The 20804-nt window shown below is 64.4% G+C and carries 19 protein-coding genes; 14 read left to right on the forward strand and 5 right to left on the reverse strand.

Going from position 1 to position 20804, the window contains the following annotated elements:
• Window positions 1-7 precede the first annotated feature (7 nt).
• Window positions 8-421 (reverse strand): Ros/MucR family transcriptional regulator, encoded by a 414-nt coding sequence (locus tag Q3C01_RS19825; protein ID WP_458146985.1) that lies wholly within the window; start codon window positions 419-421, stop codon window positions 8-10.
• 9 nt (window positions 422-430) lie between these two features.
• Window positions 431-1270, reverse strand: coding sequence for a DUF308 domain-containing protein (locus Q3C01_RS19830; protein ID WP_458146986.1), 840 nt, complete (start codon window positions 1268-1270; stop codon window positions 431-433).
• A 312-nt stretch (window positions 1271-1582) separates the two neighbouring features.
• On the opposite strand from Q3C01_RS19830, the gene Q3C01_RS19835 reads away from it, so the two are divergent.
• Together Q3C01_RS19835 and Q3C01_RS19840 are read left to right on the forward strand one after the other, a co-directional pair.
• Window positions 1583-3232: a glycosyltransferase family 39 protein gene (locus Q3C01_RS19835; protein ID WP_458146987.1), complete on the forward strand. Its 1650-nt coding sequence runs from the start codon at window positions 1583-1585 to the stop codon at window positions 3230-3232.
• A gap of 211 nt (window positions 3233-3443) precedes the next feature.
• Window positions 3444-4223: a class II aldolase/adducin family protein gene (locus tag Q3C01_RS19840; protein WP_458146988.1), complete on the forward strand. Its 780-nt coding sequence runs from the start codon at window positions 3444-3446 to the stop codon at window positions 4221-4223.
• A 217-nt stretch (window positions 4224-4440) separates the two neighbouring features.
• Here Q3C01_RS19840 and Q3C01_RS19845 read toward each other — a convergent pair whose 3' ends face one another.
• The 3 genes from Q3C01_RS19845 to Q3C01_RS19855 form a co-directional block, all read right to left on the reverse strand.
• Entirely contained in the window at window positions 4441-5835 is a 1395-nt protein-coding gene (locus Q3C01_RS19845) for a M20/M25/M40 family metallo-hydrolase (RefSeq protein ID WP_458146989.1), read from the reverse strand.
• Window positions 5836-5861: 26 nt separating this feature from the next.
• A complete protein-coding gene (locus Q3C01_RS19850; RefSeq protein WP_458146990.1) occupies window positions 5862-7187 on the reverse strand; it encodes a glycosyltransferase family 87 protein in 1326 nt (441 codons plus the stop codon).
• A 143-nt stretch (window positions 7188-7330) separates the two neighbouring features.
• Window positions 7331-8953 carry a helicase HerA-like domain-containing protein gene (locus Q3C01_RS19855; RefSeq protein WP_458146991.1) on the reverse strand — a complete coding sequence of 541 codons (1623 nt, stop codon included), beginning with the start codon at window positions 8951-8953 and terminating at the stop codon, window positions 7331-7333.
• A gap of 332 nt (window positions 8954-9285) precedes the next feature.
• On the opposite strand from Q3C01_RS19855, the gene Q3C01_RS19860 reads away from it, so the two are divergent.
• The 12 genes from Q3C01_RS19860 to Q3C01_RS19915 all read left to right on the forward strand — a co-directional run bounded on the left by Q3C01_RS19860 (window position 9286) and on the right by Q3C01_RS19915 (window position 20645).
• Complete coding sequence (locus tag Q3C01_RS19860) at window positions 9286-9651, forward strand: DUF2267 domain-containing protein (RefSeq protein WP_458146992.1); 366 nt, start codon at window positions 9286-9288, stop codon at window positions 9649-9651.
• Window positions 9652-9677: 26 nt separating this feature from the next.
• The gene (locus tag Q3C01_RS19865) at window positions 9678-10085 is read left to right on the forward strand and encodes a DUF4332 domain-containing protein (protein ID WP_458146993.1); all 408 of its coding nucleotides are present in this window, start codon (window positions 9678-9680) and stop codon (window positions 10083-10085) included.
• Window positions 10086-10305: 220 nt separating this feature from the next.
• The gene (gene folP / locus Q3C01_RS19870; RefSeq protein WP_458146994.1) at window positions 10306-11154 is read left to right on the forward strand and encodes a dihydropteroate synthase; all 849 of its coding nucleotides are present in this window, start codon (window positions 10306-10308) and stop codon (window positions 11152-11154) included.
• A complete protein-coding gene (gene folB, locus Q3C01_RS19875) occupies window positions 11151-11528 on the forward strand; it encodes a dihydroneopterin aldolase (protein ID WP_458146995.1) in 378 nt (125 codons plus the stop codon). The genes folP and folB overlap by 4 nt, the downstream gene beginning before the upstream one ends.
• Window positions 11521-12012 carry a 2-amino-4-hydroxy-6-hydroxymethyldihydropteridine diphosphokinase gene (folK, locus tag Q3C01_RS19880; RefSeq protein WP_458146996.1) on the forward strand — a complete coding sequence of 164 codons (492 nt, stop codon included), beginning with the start codon at window positions 11521-11523 and terminating at the stop codon, window positions 12010-12012. Before folB ends, folK begins: the two co-directional genes overlap by 8 nt.
• A gap of 87 nt (window positions 12013-12099) precedes the next feature.
• The gene (locus Q3C01_RS19885) at window positions 12100-13971 is read left to right on the forward strand and encodes a methylmalonyl-CoA mutase family protein (RefSeq protein WP_458146997.1); all 1872 of its coding nucleotides are present in this window, start codon (window positions 12100-12102) and stop codon (window positions 13969-13971) included.
• The gene (locus Q3C01_RS19890) at window positions 13968-14435 is read left to right on the forward strand and encodes a GFA family protein (protein ID WP_458146998.1); all 468 of its coding nucleotides are present in this window, start codon (window positions 13968-13970) and stop codon (window positions 14433-14435) included. The genes Q3C01_RS19885 and Q3C01_RS19890 overlap by 4 nt, the downstream gene beginning before the upstream one ends.
• 221 nt (window positions 14436-14656) lie before the next feature.
• Entirely contained in the window at window positions 14657-16813 is a 2157-nt protein-coding gene (gene scpA / locus Q3C01_RS19895) for a methylmalonyl-CoA mutase (RefSeq protein ID WP_458146999.1), read from the forward strand.
• 225 nt (window positions 16814-17038) lie between these two features.
• The gene (locus tag Q3C01_RS19900) at window positions 17039-17815 is read left to right on the forward strand and encodes an RsiV family protein (protein ID WP_458147000.1); all 777 of its coding nucleotides are present in this window, start codon (window positions 17039-17041) and stop codon (window positions 17813-17815) included.
• A 132-nt stretch (window positions 17816-17947) separates the two neighbouring features.
• On the forward strand, window positions 17948-18931 hold the full coding sequence (locus Q3C01_RS19905) for a tripartite tricarboxylate transporter substrate binding protein (protein WP_458147001.1): 984 nt from the start codon (window positions 17948-17950) through the stop codon (window positions 18929-18931).
• 80 nt (window positions 18932-19011) lie between these two features.
• Window positions 19012-20001, forward strand: a complete 990-nt coding sequence (gene meaB / locus Q3C01_RS19910; protein WP_458147002.1) for a methylmalonyl Co-A mutase-associated GTPase MeaB — start codon at window positions 19012-19014, stop codon at window positions 19999-20001.
• Entirely contained in the window at window positions 19998-20645 is a 648-nt protein-coding gene (locus Q3C01_RS19915) for a pyroglutamyl-peptidase I (RefSeq protein WP_458147003.1), read from the forward strand. The genes meaB and Q3C01_RS19915 overlap by 4 nt, the downstream gene beginning before the upstream one ends.
• Window positions 20646-20804 lie beyond the last annotated feature (159 nt).

The following is a 20804-nucleotide window of genomic DNA, read 5'->3' on the forward strand; positions in this document are numbered from 1 at the left end:
CGGAACGCTATTTGCGCTTTCTCTGCTGCTGCCCCAACCCCATCTTCTTCGCCAATTGCGAGCGCGCCACCGCATAGTTCGGCGCGACCATGGGATAGTCGGCCGGCAGACCCCATTTCTCGCGATATTGCTCGGGCGTCATGCTGTACTGGGTGCGCAGATGGCGCTTCAGCGACTTGAAGCGCTTGCCGTCCTCGAGGCACACGAGATAGTCCGGCGCGATCGACTTCTTCAGCGATACCGCGGGCTTTGCCGGCTCGAGCGGCGCCTCGTTCCGCCCCGAAGAGACCCGCACCAGCGCGCCATGCACCTGGCTGATCAGGTTCGGAATCTCTGCCGCCGGCGTCGGATTGTTACTGACATACGCCGAGACGATGTTCGCCGTCAGCTCGATGAAGTTTTTACCCGCAGCTTCTGACACGGATGGACCTCAGGACCGCTGGTCGAGATGCGTGCGCAGCTCGTCGATCGAGGCGAAGCGCATCATGCCTTCAGGCATCTGCGCCTCGATCGAGCCGTCGGAATAGAGCGAATAAGCCATCCCGTCGACCACGCCCGATTTGAGCACGGTGACGGCCGGCTGCTCGGCCGGTGGCGCCGGACGCGGCTCAGGTGCCGGCGGCGGCGCAGCTTCCGAAAAGGTCGAGGTTGCACGCGGCGGTCGGCGCGGCGGCGTTGCCTCTGGCGGCCGCATCCGTTCGGGCTTCGGCCAGGCATCGTCGAAGCTTGCCGGCGGCGGTTCGGCAGGCTCGGGTGTCGGATGCTCCTCACCCGGTGCGGCCTCGGAGGCCTTGGCCTGCGCGCGCTCGCGCTCCTTGCGCGAGGTCGAAGCGAACAAGAGATTGCGCCGGCGCGGTGCTTCAGGCGCTTCCGGCACCGGCGGCACTTCGGCGCGCGTACGCGCCGCTGCTTCATCCAGCCAAGGGGGCGGCGCAGCCGGAGACACCGGCATCGGCGGCTCGACCTTACCGGCCTCGGCAGGAACCGCTTCCGGCCCAGGCACGCCCGCCGTCGCAAGGCCGGGCGGCAGCACCGGCCTGACCCGAACCTCGGACAGTGCTGTCGTTGCGGCGAGCCTGCGGGAGATGCCCTTCAGCTCCTGGACGACGGCGTACAGGGCCATCAGTAACATCCCGGAGCAGACGCCGATGGTCCCGCTGAGTATGAGGGTACTACCGAGACTGAATTCCTTGAGCGAGATGCCCCAAAGGACCGTGAGGAGACCCGCCACAAAGGCGAAAATCCCCGCGATCAGCATTGCCAGCGTCATCGAATTCACCCCCGGCCGCGCATGAGCGCGCGACACCACCTACGCCACGATACCGTCATACCGCACGCCTCGCCAACGGCCAATTGCCATAGCCGTTCCTTAAAATAGCGAAATCAGAGACTTATTCACATTCCCTTCAGCAATACTTCGCTAGCTCTAGCAAAGCTCCAGGAATTCGAAATTGCTGCGTTGCATCAGGAATTTAGCCATAATGCGCAATTACTTGGAAATGGAACTGCGCTATAGGGTTCCCGGGAAAAAGGGCCATGCGCGCCGGCACGGCCGAGAGGGGATTCCGGGTCACCGACTGCCATGACATCCATCACCACTTCGGCGATCGATACGCCTCTGGGGCGCTCGATTGAGCGGACTTGCGATGACCTTGCCATGCTGGTGCTGGCGGCAGTCGCGGTTATCGCGGGGCTGACCTTCCGCGACTACGGGCTTGGCTGGGACGACTATACCCACGCCGAATATGCCGACCTCTTGCTGCGCATGTTCGGGTCGGGCTTCAAGGACACCGCGGCGCTCTCCTTCGCCAATCTCTACATGTATGGCGGCGGCTTCGACATGGTCGCGGCGCTTCTGCACAAGGTCATGCCGCTCGAGTTGTTCGAGACGCGCCGTCTCGTCGGCGCCGTCGTCGGCGTGATCGGGCTTGCGGTGACCTGGCGGCTCGCTCGCCGCGTCGGCGGACCGCTCGCCGGCCTTGCAGCACTCCTGTTGCTCGCGCTCTGCCCGATCTTCTACGGGCACATGTTCATGAACCCGAAGGATGCGCCGTTCGCGGTGGCGATGATTATCCTGATGCTCGGCCTGGTACGACTGGCCGAGGAATATCCGCAGCCCTCGCCGCGCACCATTCTGATCGTCGGCCTCGGCGCCGGCCTCTCGATCGGCACGCGCATTCTCGGAGGCCTTTCGCTCGTCTATGCGATGATCGGTTTCACGCCGCTGTTTCTGGAAGAGCTGCGCGTCGAAGGCCCCCGCGAAGCGATCCGCCGCTTCGCCCATGTCGTCTACGTGCTGCTGCCCGGCCTGGTGCTCGGCTATCTGATCATGGGCCTGATCTGGCCGTGGTCGATCATGGAGCCCGGCAATCCGTTCCAGGCGCTGACCTACTTCTCGCATTTCTTCGAGAAGCCCTGGAAGGAGATGTTCGACGGCGCGCTGGTGTCCGTGCCCGACATGCCCTGGTCCTATCTGCCGACGTTGTTCGCGCTGCAACTGCCCGAAGTGATGCTCGTGCTGATGATCGGCGCCGTCACCGGCACCATGACCATCCTGCCACGCCGCGAGGTTCCGGCCCGACGCAAGACCATCCTGTTGATGCTGACGCTCGCAGCCACGCTGCCGCTCGTGATCGCGATGGTAAAGCGGCCGGCGCTCTACAACGGCATCCGCCACTTCGTCTTCGTCATTCCGCCAATGGCCGTCCTGGGCGGCGTCGCCCTTGCCTGGGCCATGGAGCGTCTGCGGACCAACCACCGCGCCTGGCAGCCCGTCGTGCTCGCTACCTTCTGCTTCGGCCTCGCGCTGCCGCTCGCCGAGATGATCCGGCTGCATCCTTATCAATACACGCACTTCAACCACATCGCCGGCACCGTGCGCGCCGCCGACGACCGCTTCATGCTGGACTATTGGGGCCTTGCCCTGAAGCAGGCCTCCGACGAGTTGCGCGAGCAGCTCATCGAGCGCCAGGAAATCCCGCCGCGCAATCGCAAATGGAAGGTCGCGGTGTGCGGCCCGCAGCGGCCGGCGCAAGTGGCGCTCGGTCCCGACTTCACCATCGGCTGGGATTCCAACGCTGCAGACTTCGCCATGACGCTCGGCGAGTTCTACTGCAAGGGCCTCACCGCGCCGGTCATGGTCGAGATCAAGCGCGACGACGTGGTCTTCGCCCGCGTCTACGACATCCGCGGCCGCAGCATTTCAAGCCTGCTGTCGATCCCGGCGCCTTGATATTTCTTTCCTGACCTGAGCCCGGACGGAGCGAAGCGAAATCCGGGATTGGCGACTCCCCGCATTGCGCTTCCGCCTTCGCTCTTCGAGCTACGGCGGACAAGTCGCTCCATGCGGGTTACGCTTGACTGCTGCGCATCGCGCGCCTTGCTGCGACTTCCTCGCAGGACTAGGCTCCCGCCCCGCAACAACGAGGTTCGGAGATTTTGCCATGTCGCCAGCGGAAGCGCGCCTGAAGGACGTGCCGTCGAACATGACGGAGGCCGAGTGGCAACAGCGGGTCAATCTCGCCGCCTGCTATCGCCTCGTCGCCCTCTACGGTTGGGACGACCTGGTCGACACCCACATCTCCGCCCGCGTGCCTGGCCCCGAGCATCACTTCCTCATCAACCCCTACGGGCTGATGTTCGACGAGATCACCGCATCGAGCCTGGTCAAGGTCGACCTGCACGGTAACCAGCTTACCGAGAGCGACTACAGCATCAACCCCGCCGGCTTCACCATCCATTCGGCGATCCACGAGGTGCGCGAGGACGCGATCTGCGTGCTGCATCTCCACACGCTCGACGGCACCGCGGTGTCGAGCAGCGCGGAAGGATTGTTGCCGCTGAACCAGACCGCGCAGCTCGTCACGCACGATCTCGCCTATCACGACTATGAAGGCATCGCGCTGGATCACGAGGAACGGCCGCGGCTCCAGAAGGACCTCGGCGACCACAACCACATGCTACTGCGCAATCACGGCACGCTGACCGTCGGCCGCTCGGTCGCCTCCGCGTTCGAGCGCATGTATCACCTCGAGCGCGCCTGCTCGATGCAGGTGCGCACCCGTGCGCTCGGCACGCCGGTCTACCCGGTCGAGGAGATCGCGATCGAGAAGAACACCGAGCTCTTGTCGAACCGCGATCGCGCCGAGCTCCGCGCCACCAACCTGGTGTGGCCGCCTCTGCTGCGCAAGCTCGACCGCGTCAATCCGGGCTACCGGACTTGAGATTTGCGAGGATTCGTGTAGGATCTTCTGCGAACGACCTCTGCACGTTTTGGAATGAAACGCCGCCCAATTCCGGGCGGCGTTTTTATTTTGGTACGCCTTCGTAGGGTGGGCAAAGCGAAGCGTGCCCACCTCTTCTGTCGCAAATTCTGGAGGGATGGTGGGCACGACGCAAATGCGCCTTTGCCCACCCTACGCAGCGCTACTCACCCCGCAGCTACTTCACCTCCGCCAGCGCGGCGAGGATGCGGGCCCAGGAGCGGATGCCCTTCTGGAAGCTCTGCAGATCGTACTTCTCGTTCGGCGAATGGATGTTGTCGTCGTCCAGGCCGAAGCCGACGAGCAGCGAGTCCAGCCCAAGCGTGCGCTTGAAATCGGCGACGATCGGGATCGAGGCGCCCGAGCCCATCAGCACGGTCTCCTTGCCCCATTCGTCCGTCAGCGCCTTCTTGGCGGCGGCGAGCGGCTTCATGTTCCAGTCGAGCGCGATCGCGGGGGCCGCCGAATGGTCGCCGAACTCGACCTTGCAGTCGTCCGGAATGCGCGCCGACACATAGTCACGGAAGGCCTTGCGGATCCTCGCGGGATCCTGCCCTTCGACCAGTCGGAACGAGACTTTTGCGGATGCATGTGACGGGATCACCGTCTTGGAACCTTCGCCAATGTAGCCGCCCCAGATGCCGTTGACGTCACAGGTCGGGCGCGAGGAGGCCTGCTCGATCAGCAGCCGTCCCTTTTCGCCAGCCGGGATCGACAGACCAATCGGCTTGAGGAACGTCTCTGGCGTCAGATTGAGCTTCTTCCACTGCTCCAGGATATCGGCGGGCAGGTCCTTCACCCCGTCATAGAAACCGGGAATCGTGATGTGACCGTCATCGTCGAACAGCCCGCCGAGGATTTTGGTGAGCACGCGGATCGGGTTCATCGCCGCGCCGCCGAACACGCCGGAATGCAGATCGCGGTTGGCGGCGGTGATCTTGACCTCTTCATAGAGCAGGCCGCGCAGTGACGTCGTGATCGCCGGCGTGTTGCGATCCCACATGCCAGTGTCGCAGACCAGCACATAGTCGGCTTTGAACTCGTCCTTGTTGGCTTCGATGAACGGCACGAAGTTCTTCGAGCCCACCTCCTCCTCGCCTTCGATGAGGAAGGTGACGTCAATCGGCAGCGAGCCCGTCACCGCCTTCCAGGCGCGGCAGGCCTCGACGAAGGTCATCACCTGCCCCTTGTCGTCCTCGGCGCCGCGCGCGACGATGATCTTGCGGCCGTCGGCATGATCGGTGACAACGGGCTCGAATGGCGGGCGGTGCCAGAGATCCAGCGGATCGACCGGCTGCACGTCGTAGTGTCCATAGAACAGCACGTGCGGACGTCCGCTCGCCTTGCTCTTGCCGACGACGGCGGGATGGCCCGCGGTCGGCCTGACTTCGGTTGCAACGCCGAGGCTTGCGATATCCTTGGCGAGATGCTCGGCCGCCGCCTTGCAATCATTGGCAAAGGCCGGATCGGCCGAGATCGACTTGATGCGCAGCAGCGCGAACAGGCGCGTCAGGCTGTTGTCGAAATCCTTGTCGATGTGATCGAGCACGGGCTGGAGCTGTGCATTGGACATTGTTCTCGTTCCTGACTTGCGATGACTCAAGGCGCTGCTGCTTTTAGCTCCGCCGCAGCTTTCGAGCCAGACGCATCTGGCGGATGCCTGATGTGCCAGACCAGCGCGCCCGCAAGAACGGCGGTAGCGGCGAGGTTGTTACCCCAGGCCTGCAAAACCAGGGGAAACGGCGGCAGCGACAGCAGCATGAGGATGCCTGCCGCCGCCAGCGCGAGCCAGGTTCCCAGCCGCACGCGGAGGCGTTCGTCGAAGGCGGCGCGATGCATCAGCACCGTTATCGGGAAGAACAGCCACATGAAGTAATATTGTCGCGCCAGGGGCGAGGCCACCGTCATCAGGCAGAACAGGATGCCGAGCTCCTCGGCGTCCGACCGTTCGGTTCGCCGCCGCTGCGCAGGCATCACAGCGAGGAAGCCGAGCCCGAGCGCCGCCGACACCGCGAGCACGATCCAGTTCGCAGTTTGGTATTCGACGTCGATCACATTCATCGTGCGTGGCGGCTTGCTTGGATCGTCCTGATTCCAGTTGACCGGCCGCACCAGCCGGTGCGTCACCGCAATGATCGACTGGTTGACCCACGACCAGTTCTGCTCGTCGCGCTTGCCAAATCCCTTTTCCGAGCTCGAGCCGACCATAGCCTGGTACCAGGTCTTGAGCTCGTTGACGTTGTGGTCGAAGCCGCGGATCGGCGCCGGCACCACGAAGAGAAGGATGCCGGTGCAAGCGATCGTGCTCGCGACGGCCGCCCACTGCCGGCGCCAAACCAGATAAGGCAGCACCGCAACCGGAAAAACCTTGATGGCGGTGGCGAGCGCGAACATGAAGCCGGCGAGCCAGGACCGCTGGTGCTGGAGGCTCCAGAAGCCGTAGAGCATCATCGCCAGCAGAAGCAGGTTCGGCTGGCCGAGGTCGAACATGTCGAACACGAAGGTGATGGTGACGAAGGCGGGCAGCGCCTCCAGCCAGCGACCGGGCGTGTGTCCGGAGCCGGTCATGGCATTCGAGAGAATTCCTGTGTACCACCACGCTACCGCGTTCAGGATCGACAGCACGACATAGAGTGGGATCTTGCCGAACCAGCTCGGGATCGCGAGCAGGATCGCCGGCAGCGGTGGGTAGATATAAGCAAACATCTGTGTGACGTCAGGATAGAGCGCCCCACCCTGTAGTACCTGCTCGCCCGCCCAGTACCAAAGCGCATAATCCTTGGTCTTGCCGTGACCGAATATTTCGGGAACGAGCACGTCGGCGGTCAAGAGGACGCAGCAGAAGAGGAAGAGCAAATCGAGCGGGGCGCGCAACGACGGAGACCTGAGCGCGCCGGGTTTGGTGGGGGAATGGGTGGCGGTCACAATGCCTTCAATCTGAAGCCAAACAAAAACGTTCGATAGATGTGGATGAAAACTCCAGCTGCAAGTAGGCTCCCTCCTCTCCCCGCAAACTGGGCGAGGAGAGCTACGGCTACACAGAAAACCGTTTCGACAAAAGTCCCTGCCTACCGACGCAGCAATCCGCCCAGCGCGCCGCGCACCAAAGCGCGGCCGACCGAGCCGCCGAGCTGGCCGCCGACAGACTTGCCGAGATCGGCGACGACGCCGCCGACCACCTGATTTGTGACCGAGCGCGTCACGTCGCGCACGACGCGCTGGCCGGTGGTGAGCCGGCTGCGCCCTGTATTGGTGCCGAAGATGGTGCCGACGATCGAGCCGATCTGGCCGAGGATGCCGCCTCCACCGCCGTTCGCAGAACCGTCCGCGGTCGCCGCGGTGCCGGCAATGCGCTTTTGCAGGATCTCATAGGCGGATTCGGAATCGATCGCGGTGTCGTATTTGCCCTTCACCGGGCTTGCATCCATGATCGCCTTGCGCTCCTCCGGCGTGATCGGCCCGATCCGCGCCGAGGGCGGACGGATCATCACGCGCTCGACCATCGACGGCGTGCCATTGCCTTCGAGGAAGGAGACTAGCGCCTCGCCCTTGCCAAGCTCCATGATCACCTTGGCGGTGTCGAGTTTCGGATTGGGCCGGAAGGTCTGCGCGGCGGCCGCGACCGCCTTCTGGTCGCGCGGGGTGAAGGCGCGCAGCGCGTGCTGCACGCGGTTGCCGAGCTGCCCCAGCACCCGATCGGGCACGTCGATCGGGTTTTGCGTGACGAAATAGACGCCGACGCCCTTGGAGCGGATCAGGCGAACCACCTGCTCAATCTTGTCCATCAGCGCCTTGGGCGCATCGTTGAACAGAAGGTGCGCCTCGTCGAAGAAGAACACCAGCTTTGGCTTGGGCAGATCGCCCGCCTCGGGCAGCTCCTCGAACAGCTCCGACAGCATCCACAGCAGGAATGTCGCGTAAAGCCGCGGGCTTTGGAGCAGCTTGTCGGCGACCAGGATGTTGATCATGCCGCGGCCGTCGCGATCGGTCTTCATGAAGTCCTTCAGCGTCAGTGCCGGCTCGCCGAAGAATTTCGCGCCGCCCTGGTTCTCCAACACCAGGAGCTGGCGCTGGATGGTCCCGACGGTTGCCTTGGTGACGTTGCCGAAACCTTGGGCAGCTTTGCGGATTGGCGCCAGCGGATCTTCTCCGGCATCCGGCCCCTTCTTGCTGGTGTCGGGCACGATGGCGTCGAGCAGCGCCCGCAGGTCCTTCATGTCGATCAAGGTCAGGCCGTTGTCGTCGGCGACGCGGAAGGCGACGTTGAGGACGCCCTCCTGCACGTCATTGAGGTCCAGCATGCGAGCCAAGAGAAGCGGGCCCATCTCGGTGACGGTTGCACGCACGGGATGACCTTGCTCGCCGAACACGTCCCAGAACACCGTCGAGAACTGGTCGGGCTGGAACGTCAGCCCCATGTCAGCGGCGCGCTTGACGATGAAATCCTTGGCCTCTCCCACCTCGGAGATGCCCGAAAGGTCGCCTTTGATATCGGCGGCGAAGACCGGGACACCTGCACGCGCAAATCCTTCCGCCATCACTTGCAACGACACCGTCTTGCCGGTTCCGGTTGCACCGGTGACGAGGCCGTGGCGATTGGCCAGCGCAAGCGTCAGCCAGGCAGTCTCGTCTCCCTTGCCGACGAAGATCTTGTCGCTGGTATCGCCGGGCTCGATGTCTTGTGTCGCCATTACTGTTTGCCTTGGTAGGGAATGCGAACTTTTGGTTCCGTAGCTTAACGTAAGTTAGGTGCCGATTGAACGGGTCAACACATCTCGTGAGGCGCGCATATGCGACATCGTGAGAGATAAGGTGTGTGTGTCTCTTCGCCAAAAGTCGAAACGATACGTTCGCACCGCGGCAATTTTTCGTGGATTCCATCATTTGCTCTTGCATGGCTGCAACACTCCCCGCGCGATTCGTCGCCGCGCGTGCGTTCGTCGCTTGTAATTCTTAACGCGCCGGCTCAAGATCATTTTGAGAAGCAAGACTCCGGACTTGAACCGGCTGGGGGGCAGGCAAGATGGACGAGCTGATCGGGCGGCTGGCGACAAACGCCGGCATCGATAGTGCTGTCGCTGAAAAAACCATCGGCATTGTCCTGGGCTTCCTGCGCAATGAAGGTCCTTCCGACGGCGTCCAGGCTCTGATCGACCACATTCCCGGTGCCGAAGCCGCGATTGCCGCGTCGCAAAGCGGCGGCGGCCTGTCACGCCTGATGGGCGGCGGCCTGATGGCCGTCGGTACCCGGCTGATGGGCCTTGGGCTTGGCATGTCCGACATTCAAATGATCGCTCGTGAACTTTTTCGCTTCGGTCGAGACAAAATCGGAGCGGATGAGATGGGCAAGATCATTGCGGGGACGCCGGGCCTCGGCCAGTTCGCCTGAGGCTTTCGCACTTCATATCGAGTACCATGACATATCCCATCTCCGAGATTGACGGCCTATCGGCCTTCGCCGCCAGCAAGCTGAAGGCGCAGGGCATTCGCACCACCGTCGCGCTGCTCGAAGCCGCCAGCACCTTGAAGGGCCGCAAGGCACTCTCCGCCAGGACCGGCATCAGCGAGCAGCAGCTCCTGGAATGGGCCAACGTCTCCGACTACATGCGCATTCCCGGCATGGGCAAGGCCAAGGTCAACCTCGTCCGCGCCGCCGGCGTCACCACCGTCCGCGAGCTCGCCTATCGCAACCCGTCGCGGCTGGCGCAGAACATGCGCGCGGTGAACGAGAAGCGGAAATTGGTTCGCGTGCTGCCGTCGGAAAAGTCCGTCGGCGACCTCATCGCCAAGGCCCGCAAGCTGCCGCCAAAGATTTCGTATTAGGCGCTCAGCTCCGCCGCAGCTACACACGGTTGTCATGCCCTGGCTTGACCGGGGCATCTAGTATTCCAGAGACATCGAGATTCATCACAGCCGCCGCGGCGTACTGGATCGCCCGATCGAGTCGGGCGATGACATTGAGAGTGTGGCGGCATCCGGGACAGGACGCCCGCGCTCCCCTTCCCGTCTTGACTCGTCGGCCCCGACCGCGCAAAGCGACCGCATGAGCGCCTTGCCCTCGCACCCTGCCCCGTCCACGGCCGCATGGCTGCGAACGCTGCTGGCCAGGCCGGTCCCGGCCGTGATGGGCGTGCTCAACGTCACCCCGGATTCCTTCTCTGACGGCGGGCAATTCATCGCACCCGACGAGGCCCTGGCGCGGGCGCGCACCATGATCGCCGATGGCGCCGACATCATCGACATCGGCGCCGAATCCACCCGACCCTACAAGGGCGCCCAGCCGGTTACGGCGGAGGAGGAACTACAGCGGCTGACGCCGGTACTGGCGGAAGTGGTCGCACTCGGTGTGCCGGTCTCGATCGACAGCATGAAGTCGGAGGTCGTGGCTTTCGCACTCGACCAGGGTGTCGCGATCGCCAACGACGTCTGGGGCCTGCAGCGCGATGCCGGCATGGCGGCGGTAGTAGCGACGAAAAAAGTCCCTGTCATCGTGATGCACAACCGCGATAGTGTCGACCCCGCCATCGACATCATGCAGGACATGATCGCGTTCTTCCAGCGCTCACTCGCCATCGCGGCGAAGGCAGGCATCGCCGAGCACCACATCGTGCTCGACCCCGGCATAGGCTTCGGCAAGACGCCGGAGCAGAGCATGACGGCGCTGGCGCGCCTCAACGAGCTCAGCGTCCTCGGCCTGCCGGTGCTGGTCGGCGCCTCGCGCAAGCGCTTCATCGCATCCGTATCGCCGTCGGAGCCACAGCAGCGGCTCGGCGGTTCGATCGCTGCCCATCTCATCGCCGCGCAGCGCGGCGCACGGATCATCCGCACCCATGACGTCGCCGAGACCCTGCAAGCCCTGCGGGTCGCCACCGCCATCGAGAGCAAGCAATGACCGATACGATCTTCGTCACCGGCCTCGTGATCCATGCCCGCCACGGCGTGATGGAGCATGAGACCGAGGTCGGCCAGCGCTTCGTCATCGACCTCGAGCTCTACGCCGATCTCCAGGAATCCTCGCGCACCGACCGGCTCGCCGACACCGTCTCCTATGCCGACGTGGTCGCGACCACGACGGCTGCGTTCAAGAACACCAACTACAAGCTTTTGGAGCGCGCGGCCGGCGCGGTCGCCGATGCCATCCTGTCGCACTTTTCGCGCATCCGTGCGGTGAAGGTCACCGTGCACAAGCCGCATGCGCCGATCGCCGCCATCTTCGATGACGTCGGCGTGGTGCTGACGCGCTCGCGGCACCCAAACCATGGCTAGCGCGATCATCGCGCTCGGCGGCAATGTCGGCGACGTCCGCGAGACGTTCAAGGACGCGATCTCGGATATCTGCGGCACGGCGCCCGGAAGGCTGATCGCGCGCTCGTCCGACTACTCCACCCCGCCCTGGGGCGACGAGGCCCAGGCCTCTTTCATCAACGCCTGCATCGAGATCGAGACGAGCCTCGATCCGCATGAGCTATTGTCTGTGCTGCAAAGGGTCGAGCAGAGCTTTGGCCGCACGCGAGCCAAGGAGCGGCGCTGGGGACCGCGCACGCTCGATCTCGACCTGATCGCTTATGACGACGTGTCCTTGCAAACGCCGGAGCTGACGCTGCCGCACCCGCGCCTGTTCGAGCGCGCCTTCGTGCTGGTGCCGCTCGCCGAAATCGCAGCCGACCGCGTGATCGGCGGCATCCGCGTGCGCGACGGCCTCGCCAGCGTCTCAACACAAGGAATCGAGCGGCTTTCGGATACCGGTTAACCAAAAACAACCGTTTGCAGGGGCTGCCGGCCGTGGCAATTTCGCCCCCAACGACGCGAACGAACATGTCCGGGAGTTTCCTGCCGAATGACCGCCGTGACTGACGATCTGCTGCTGGCCGCGGACTTCCCCAAGGCGAGTTACGAGGATTGGCGCAAGCTGGTCGATGGCGTGCTGAAGGGCGCGCCGTTCGAAAAGCTCGTCGGAAAGACTTACGACGGGCTGAAGATCGATCCCCTCTATCCGCGCGCCAGGGATGTCGCGCCCATGGCGGGTCGGCCTGCGGCCGCGCCCTGGCAGGTGATGCAGCGGATCGACCATCCCAATGCGGTCCTCGCGAATGCGCAGGCGCTCACCGATCTGGAGAATGGCGCGACGGGGCTGACGCTGGTATTTGCCGGCGGCAACGGCAGCCATGGCTTTGGCCTGGAACCGACGGCGGATGCTGTCGCGAAGGTCCTCAAGGACATTCACCTCGATGCCGGCATCGGCATCGAGCTTCAGGTCGGCCCGCAATCGCGGATGGCGGCGATCCATGTTGCGGAATACGTGAAGAGCAAGGGCATCGATCCTGCGGCCTGCGACATTCGCTTCGGGCTCGATCCACTCGCGGCCTGCGCCGTCTGGGGTCACAGTCCCTACGCCTGGGAGGAGATCGTTCCCGCGGTGACCTCTGGGATCAAGGGCCTCGCAGCGCTCGGCTTCAAGGGACCGTTTGCCTCCGCCGACGGACGCGTGATCCATGACGCCGGCGGATCGGAGGTGCAGGAGCTCGCCTTCGTGCTCGCCTGCGGCGTCGCCTATTTGCGCGCGATCGAAGGCGCCGGCACTCCCTTGGAGCAGGCACAGGGCATGGTCTATGCGCGGCTCGCGGCCGACGCCGACCAGTTCCTGACCATGGCAAAGTTGCGCGCGCTGCGGCTATTGTGGGCGCGCATCGAGCAGGCCTGCGGCTTGACGCCGAAGCCACTGTTCATCGCGGCCGATACCGCATGGCGCATGCTGACGCAGCGCGATCCCTACGTGAACATGCTGCGCGCCACGATGGCCACGTTCGCCGCAGGCCTTGCCGGCGCCAATGCGGTCACAGTGCTGCCGCACACGCTGGCGCTTGGGCTTCCCGACGCATTCGCGCGGCGCGTGGCGCGTAACACGCAGCTGGTGCTGCTCGAGGAGAGCAATCTCGCAAAGGTCTCCGATCCCGCCGCGGGCGCAGGCGGCATCGAGAAGCTCACGGCGCAGCTTTGCGAGGCGGCCTGGGCGCTGTTCCAGGAAACCGAAAAAGCCGGCGGCGCCTTCGCCGCGCTTCAGCAAGGCCTGATCCAGGGCAAGGTTGCCGCAACGCGCAAGGCGCGCGCGGCCAACATTGCAAAGCGCCGCGACGTGCTGACAGGCGCGAGCGAGTTTCCGAACCTGCAGGAGAACGATGTGGCCGTGCTGCCGGCGACGCCGGTCGCGCTTGCGCCTTACGGCGCGCAAAAGTTCAAATTCGACCCGCTTGCGCCGATCCGCCTTGCGGAACCTTTCGAGGCGCTGCGGGACAAGTCCGACGCCAAGCTGAAGGCAGGCGGCGCGCGGCCAAAGGTGTTTCTGGCCAATCTCGGCACGGCGGCCGATTTCACCGCGCGCGCAACCTTCGCGAAGAGCTTCTTCGAGGCGGGAGGCATCTTGGCCGTCGATAGCGAGGGCTTTGCCGATCCGGCAGCGCTTGCTGCCGCCTTCAAGGCGTCGGGCGCAGAGCTCGCCTGCGTTTGTTCCAGCGACAAGGTCTACGTGGCCCATGCAGAAGACGCCGCCAAGGCCCTGCAAAGCGCTGATACGAAGCATATCTATCTGGCAGGCCGGCCGGGTGAGAACGAGACTGCGTTGCGCGCAGCCGGCGTCAGTGGATTCATCTTCGCCGGTGCCGATGCACTGGCCATGCTGCAAGACGCCTATCGACGGATGGAGCAGGCATGAGCGAGGAGACGAGCAGACCCGTTCTCACCGGCGGCTGCCAATGCGGCGCGGTCCGCTTTGCGCTGGCGGCCGCGCCGAACAAGATCAGCATCTGCCATTGCCGGATGTGCCAGAAGGCGAGCGGCGCGCCATTCGCCTCCTTCGCGGAGATCAACAGGACGGATTTTTCCTGGACCAAGGGCCGGCCGTCGTTCTTCCGCTCATCCACCATCGCCGAGCGTGGTTACTGTGCCGCCTGCGGCACGCCGCTGAGTTTCGGCCGCATCGACGGCGAGCGGATCGAGATCATGACCGGCGCGTTCGACCGCCCGGATCACGTGGTGCCGACGCGACAATACGGAACTGAATCCCGGCTCGGTTGGGTCGTCGGAATCGCGAACCTGCCGAGCCAGACCACGCAGCAGAATTACGGGCCGGAGAAGGTGGCGACCATCGTCAGCTATCAGCACCCGGATCATGATTGAGGGCGAAATGTCGAGGCGGCAACTCTGATAGGCTATACCATGCTTCGATTGTTCGGAGGGACGTTGCTAGGTTTGGCCGAGTTAAAGCTCGGAAAGCTGCTCGCGCGGCTGCTCTGGAGCGGAACTGGTGTGATGACTGAGAGCCGATTGGACGATCCGGTCTACAAGAAAAATGTGCAAAGGCTGATCGAGCACCATCGCAGCTTTGAGGACTCCAAGAGATGAGCCGCATTCCCAATTTCGCCGATGTCGCCTTCGAGCGGGCTACAACCGCCGCTCCGACCGGCAATGCCGAGCCATGGCTGACCCCCGAGGGCATCCCGGTGAAGAGCGCCTATGGCGAAGCCGATCTCGCCGGCGTCGATTTTCTGGAGACGTTCCCGGGCATCGCGCCGTACCTGCGCGGTCCCTACCCGACCATGTATGTCAACCAGCCCTGGACGGTCAGGCAGTATGCCGGCTTCTCCACGGCGGAGGATTCCAACGCCTTCTATCGTCGCAACCTCGCGGCGGGACAGAAGGGCCTCTCGGTCGCCTTCGATCTTGCGACCCATCGCGGTTATGATTCCGACCATCCGCGCGTCGGCGGCGACGTCGGCATGGCCGGTGTCGCGATCGATTCCATCTACGACATGCGCACGCTGTTCGCGGGCATCCCGCTCGACCAGATGAGCGTGTCCATGACCATGAACGGCGCGGTGCTGCCTATCCTTGCTCTGTTCGTGGTGGCCGCCGAGGAACAAGGCGTGCCGCCGGAAAAACTATCTGGCACCATTCAGAACGACATCCTGAAAGAGTTCATGGTGCGCAACACCTACATCTATCCGCCGAGCCCATCGATGCGGATCATCTCCGACATCTTCGCCTACACTTCGCAGAAGATGCCGAAATTCAATTCGATCTCGATCTCCGGCTATCACATGCAGGAGGCCGGCGCGACCCAGGACCTCGAGCTTGCCTATACGCTCGCCGACGGCGTCGAATATCTGCGTGCGGGTCTCGCTGCAGGGCTCGACGTCGACCGCTTCGCGCCGCGCCTGTCGTTCTTCTGGGCGATTGGCATGAACTTCTTCATGGAAGTCGCCAAGATGCGCGCCGCGCGCCTGCTCTGGGCGAAGCTGCTCAAGCCGTTTGGTCCGAAGGATCCGCGCTCGCTCTCGCTGCGTACGCATTGCCAGACCTCCGGCTGGTCGCTGACTGCGCAGGACGTCTTCAACAACGTGATGCGAACGACGGTGGAGGCGATGGCCGCGACGCAAGGCCACACCCAGTCGCTGCACACCAACGCCCTCGACGAAGCGCTCGCGCTGCCGACCGACTTTTCCGCGCGCATCGCGCGCAATACCCAGCTCTTCCTGCAACAGGAAAGCGGCACCGCGCGCATCATCGATCCCTGGGGCGGTTCCTATTATGTCGAGCGGCTGACGCGCGATCTCGCTGCGAAGGCCTGGGGCCATATCCAGGAGGTCGAGGCGCTCGGCGGCATGGCCAAGGCGATCGAGGCCGGCGTGCCGAAGCTGCGCATCGAGGAGGCGTCCGCCAAGACACAGGCCCGGATCGATGCGGGCAGGCAGGCGGTGATCGGCGTCAACAAGTACAAGCCGTCAGATGAAGCGCCGATCGAGATCCTTAAAGTGGACAACACCAATGTCCGGCGCTTGCAGATCGACAAGCTGACGCGACTCAAATCCGAGCGCAACCAGAAGGACGTCGAAGCCGCGCTCGCCGCGTTGACGCGCTCGGCGGGCGCAGGCAACGGCAATCTGCTCGCGCTCGCGATCGACGCGGCCCGCGCGAAAGCAACGGTCGGCGAAATTTCCGACGCGATGGAAAAGGTGTTCGGTCGCCACCGCGCCGAGATCAAGTCCATCACCGGCGTCTACAAGCGGGAGGCGTCCGCCATGGGCAGCCAGGTTGAAAAGGTGCAGGCGCTGATCGACGCCTTCGAGGAGGCGGAAGGCCGCCGTCCGCGCATTCTCGTCGCCAAGATCGGCCAGGATGGCCACGACCGCGGGCAGAAGGTGATTGCGTCGGCCTTCGCCGATATCGGCTTCGACGTCGACATCGGGCCGCTATTTGCCACCGCCGATGAAGCCGCGCGCCAGGCAGTCGAGAACGACGTGCACATCCTCGGCGTCTCCTCACTGGCCGCCGCCCACCTCACCGCTGTGCCGGAACTGAAGGCGGCGCTGAAGAAGCACGGTCGCGAGGACATCATGATCATCGTCGGCGGCGTGGTCCCGCCGCAGGATTACGAGGCTCTCCATGCAGCAGGTGCGGAGGCGATCTTCCCACCCGGCACCGTGATCGCTGATGCCGCCGAGGAGCTGATCCACAAGCTCAACGCCCGGCTGGGGCACAACGAGGCGGCGGAGTAGTTCGGCACAATCAGGCGCTTTCGGGCCGAGAACCTGCAGGCGCCTTGCCGCGACCAGCCTTCACGATCCGGTGTATCGATCAAGCGTTCCGCACCGGTTCATCTTACCGAGTCTATGCCGTCGAAGGTGTCCGGGCTCGACCATTCCGGCGGCCCCGGAAGAGAACATGAATTCATGGGTATTGACGTGACATACTATCGTGCAACAACGCGCGCGGGGCTGCTCATGCGGACCATCGCAATCCTCTCGGCCGTCGCGGCGGTCTCCATGGCCACCCCCTCCCATGCGGCTGATCCCAAGCCCGATGCGATCATCAAGAACAGGACCATCGAAGCCCGCGTGCTGCTCGACGACCAGATCAAGGCCGATCCCGCGCTCGCCGCCGATTGCCTCGTCGAGGGCAAGAAGTGGCTCGAGAAGAATGCGGCCGATGCCGCCACCTCGCGCAAGCAGGATCCGCAATTCTTCCAGAACGGCGGCTGGGATTTCGAGCGCAAATACACGATCCGCTCGGTTGTTGCCGACCGCTACGTCAGCCTGATCCGCGCCGACTACATGGACACCCACGGCGCGCATCCGAATTCCGACGTCGACACCATCCTGTGGGACAAGGCGCAAGCCAAGCGCATATCGATCCGCCCGTTCTTCACCGAGACCGCCGACAACGGAGCAACGATGAAGGCGATGCAGAAGGCCGTAATCGCCTCGCTGCGAATCGAGAAGAAGAAGCGCGATGCGGGCGAGACGGCCACCAACGAGTGGTTCAAGGGCGTCGAGCCTAGCCTGCTCAAGATCGGCGCCGTGACGCTCGCGCCTTCGACTGAAGCGGGCAAGAGCTCCGGTCTCACCTTCCACTATCCGCCCTATGCGGTCGGCCCCTACGCCGAGGGCGAATATGTCGCCTTCGCGTCGTGGGAGACGCTGAAACCTTACTTGACGCCGGAAGGCGCGCGGATTTTCGGCGGCGCGCGACCGAAAGGCGACGAAGACGACGGCCAGTGATTCGTCGCGGCATGAACGACGCATTGCTCACAGCGCAACTGGTCCGGCCGGCTTGCCGCGCTGCTGTAAAGCTGCCAAAACTGGCGCTATAGACAGGGCGTCCGACGTTACAGGCGCCGCTGGAAGGTGCTCATGTCTGCCATCACGCGCCGCGCTTTTGCGGCATCGTCTGTCGCTGCCGCCGCTCTTGGACTGAGGTCCGCGCGCGCGCAGACCTATGCGGCGCGGCCCGTGACAATGATCGTGCCGTGGGGCGCGGGCGGCGCCACGGATGCGACTGCGCGCGTTCTCGCGGCAATGCTGGAGAAGGAACTCGGCCAGCCTTTCAACGTGGTCAATCGGGTGGGCGGCTCAGGCGTCGTCGGCCACACCGCAATCGCGACCGCAGCCCCGGACGGCTACACGATCGGCATGCTGACCGTGGAGCTCACCATGATGCACTGGCAGGGGCTCACGGACCTGACGCCGCGAAGCTTCACGCCGCTCGCCATGATGAACGAGGACGCGCCAGGCATCCAGGTTTCCTCTTCCTCGCCCTACAGGACGGCCAAGGAATTGGCCGTGGCCATCAAGGACGCGCCGCCCGGCAAGTTCATTGCGTCAGGTACCGGTCAGGGCGGCATCTGGCATCTCGCACTGGTCGGCTGGATGCAGGCGATGGGACTGCCGGCCAACCAGGTCGCCTGGGTGCCTTCGAACGGTGCCGCACCCGCGATGCAGGATCTCGCAGCTGGCAACATCGATCTCGCCACCTGCTCGGTGCCCGAGGCCCGCGCGACGATCGAAGCCGGGAAAGCGCGCAGCCTCGCCATCATGGCACCTGCCCGCAACCCCGTCTTCCCCGACGTGCCGACCCTGAAGGAAGCGATGGGGATCGACTATTCGACCGGCGGCTGGCGCGGCATCGGCGGACCGAAGGGCCTGCCTCCGGAGATCGCTGCCAAGCTCACGACGACGGCAAAGAGGATCTTCGATTCCGCGGAGTTCAGGGCCTTCGTCGCCAATCGCGGCTTCGGCATGGCGTGGCGCGATGCCGGCCAGTTCGCCGACTTCATGGACAAGGCCGACATCCAGATGGGCGCCGCGATGAAAGCCGCAGGCCTCGCCAAGACGTGACGTGTCGAGCAGGGTGAAGCCGGCCGCGTTGATCCCGGCCCGACCCTCGCCTGTCCCGCCCGGGCGTTGTAAAGCAGGGCATGATTCAGAAGAAGGCTTCGCTCGACGTCAAAGCCCTCGCCCGGGACCTCCGTTCCGGCAGCCGTGCGGCGCTCGCCCGCGCCATCACGCTGGTGGAGAGCCGGCGCGGCGACCATCAGGCAGCTGCGCGCGAGCTGGTGCAGCAGCTACTGCCGGATACCGGCAAGGCGGTTCGCGTCGGCATCACCGGCTCGCCGGGCGTCGGCAAGTCGACCACCATCGATGCGCTCGGCACTTATCTGATCGCGCAAGGCCATAAGGTCGCGGTGCTCGCGGTCGATCCGTCCTCGGCGCGCAGCGGCGGCTCGATCCTCGGTGACAAGACCCGGATGGCGCACCTATCCGCGTCCGATCACGCTTATATTCGCCCATCGCCGTCCTCGGGCACGCTTGGCGGCGTCGCCGCCAAGACGCGCGAGGCCATGCTGCTCTGCGAGGCGGCCGGCTTCGACGTCGTGCTGGTCGAGACCGTCGGCATCGGCCAGTCCGAGACGGCCGTTTGCGACATGACCGATTTCTTTCTCGCGTTGATGCTGCCGGGCGGCGGCGACGAATTGCAGGGCATCAAGAAGGGTCTGGTCGAGCTCGCCGACATGATCGCGATCAACAAGGCCGATGGCGACAACCTCAAGCGTGCCAATATGACTGCCGCGGACTATCGCAGCGCACTACACATTCTAGCGCCGCGCTCCGAACATTGGCATCCGCCGGTCGTGACCTATTCGGCGCTGACCGGCAACGGCATCGCAGAGCTCTGGCAAAAGATCCTCGATCATCGCAAGGCGATGAACGCGTCGGGCGATTTCGCCGCGCGCCGGCGCGAGCAGCAGGTGAAATGGATGTGGTCGATGCTGGAGCAGCGCATGCTGTCGCGGCTGCGCACCGAGGCCTCCGTCCGCACCAAGGTGAAGAAGATCGAGGCCGAGGTGGCCGATGGCCGCGTCACGCCGGCACTCGCCGCCGAGCACATCATGGAGCTCCTGCAATGAGCGGCAAGCTCCGCGTCCTCCTCACCGGCTTCGGTCCGTTCCCCGGCGCACCCTACAATCCGACCCAGCCGCTGGTCGCGCGGCTGTCACGGCTGCGCCGTCCCGCGTTCGACAGCGTCGAGCTTGCGACCCACATCTTTCCGGTGACCTATGCCGCGGTCGACCGGCAATTGCCGGAGGTCCTCGCGAAGGTCAGACCCGATGCGCTTCTGATGTTTGGCCTCGCCGCACGCACATCATACCTGCGCATCGAGACTCGCGCGCGCAACGCCGTCACCATGCTATGGCCCGATGCCGCCAATACCCGTTCCCGCAAAGGGGCAATCGCGGCGAACGCGGACGCGATGATGTTCGGCGCACACACTGCAAAGCTCCTGCGGGCCGCACGATTGACCGGAATCGACGCGCGGGCCTCGCGCGATGCCGGCGCCTATCTCTGCAACTACCTGAGCTGGCGCGCGATCGAGAGCGTGAACGCCGGCGGGCCGAAGCTTGCCGCATTCATCCACATCCCGCTGCTGGCGCGCAGTGGCGCAGCACGGCGCAAGGGAGCGCCGCGCATCACGCTGGAGGAGCTGGTCGATGCAAGCGAAGCGATGCTGTTGGAAATGGTGAAGTTGGCGCGCCGCGATATGGCTGCGTAGGGTGGGTTAGCGCAGCGTAACCCACCATCTTGGCTTCCACGCGCTCCGTACTCGCGGTGAGATTATTGTGGGTTACGCCTTCGGCTAACCCACCCTACCGCACCGCGTTTGCGTAAACATTTAACCCTACCAGCAACAATCGCTGCACGACCGCCCGCC

The sequence above is a fragment of the Bradyrhizobium sp. UFLA05-109 genome, assembly GCF_054185165.1.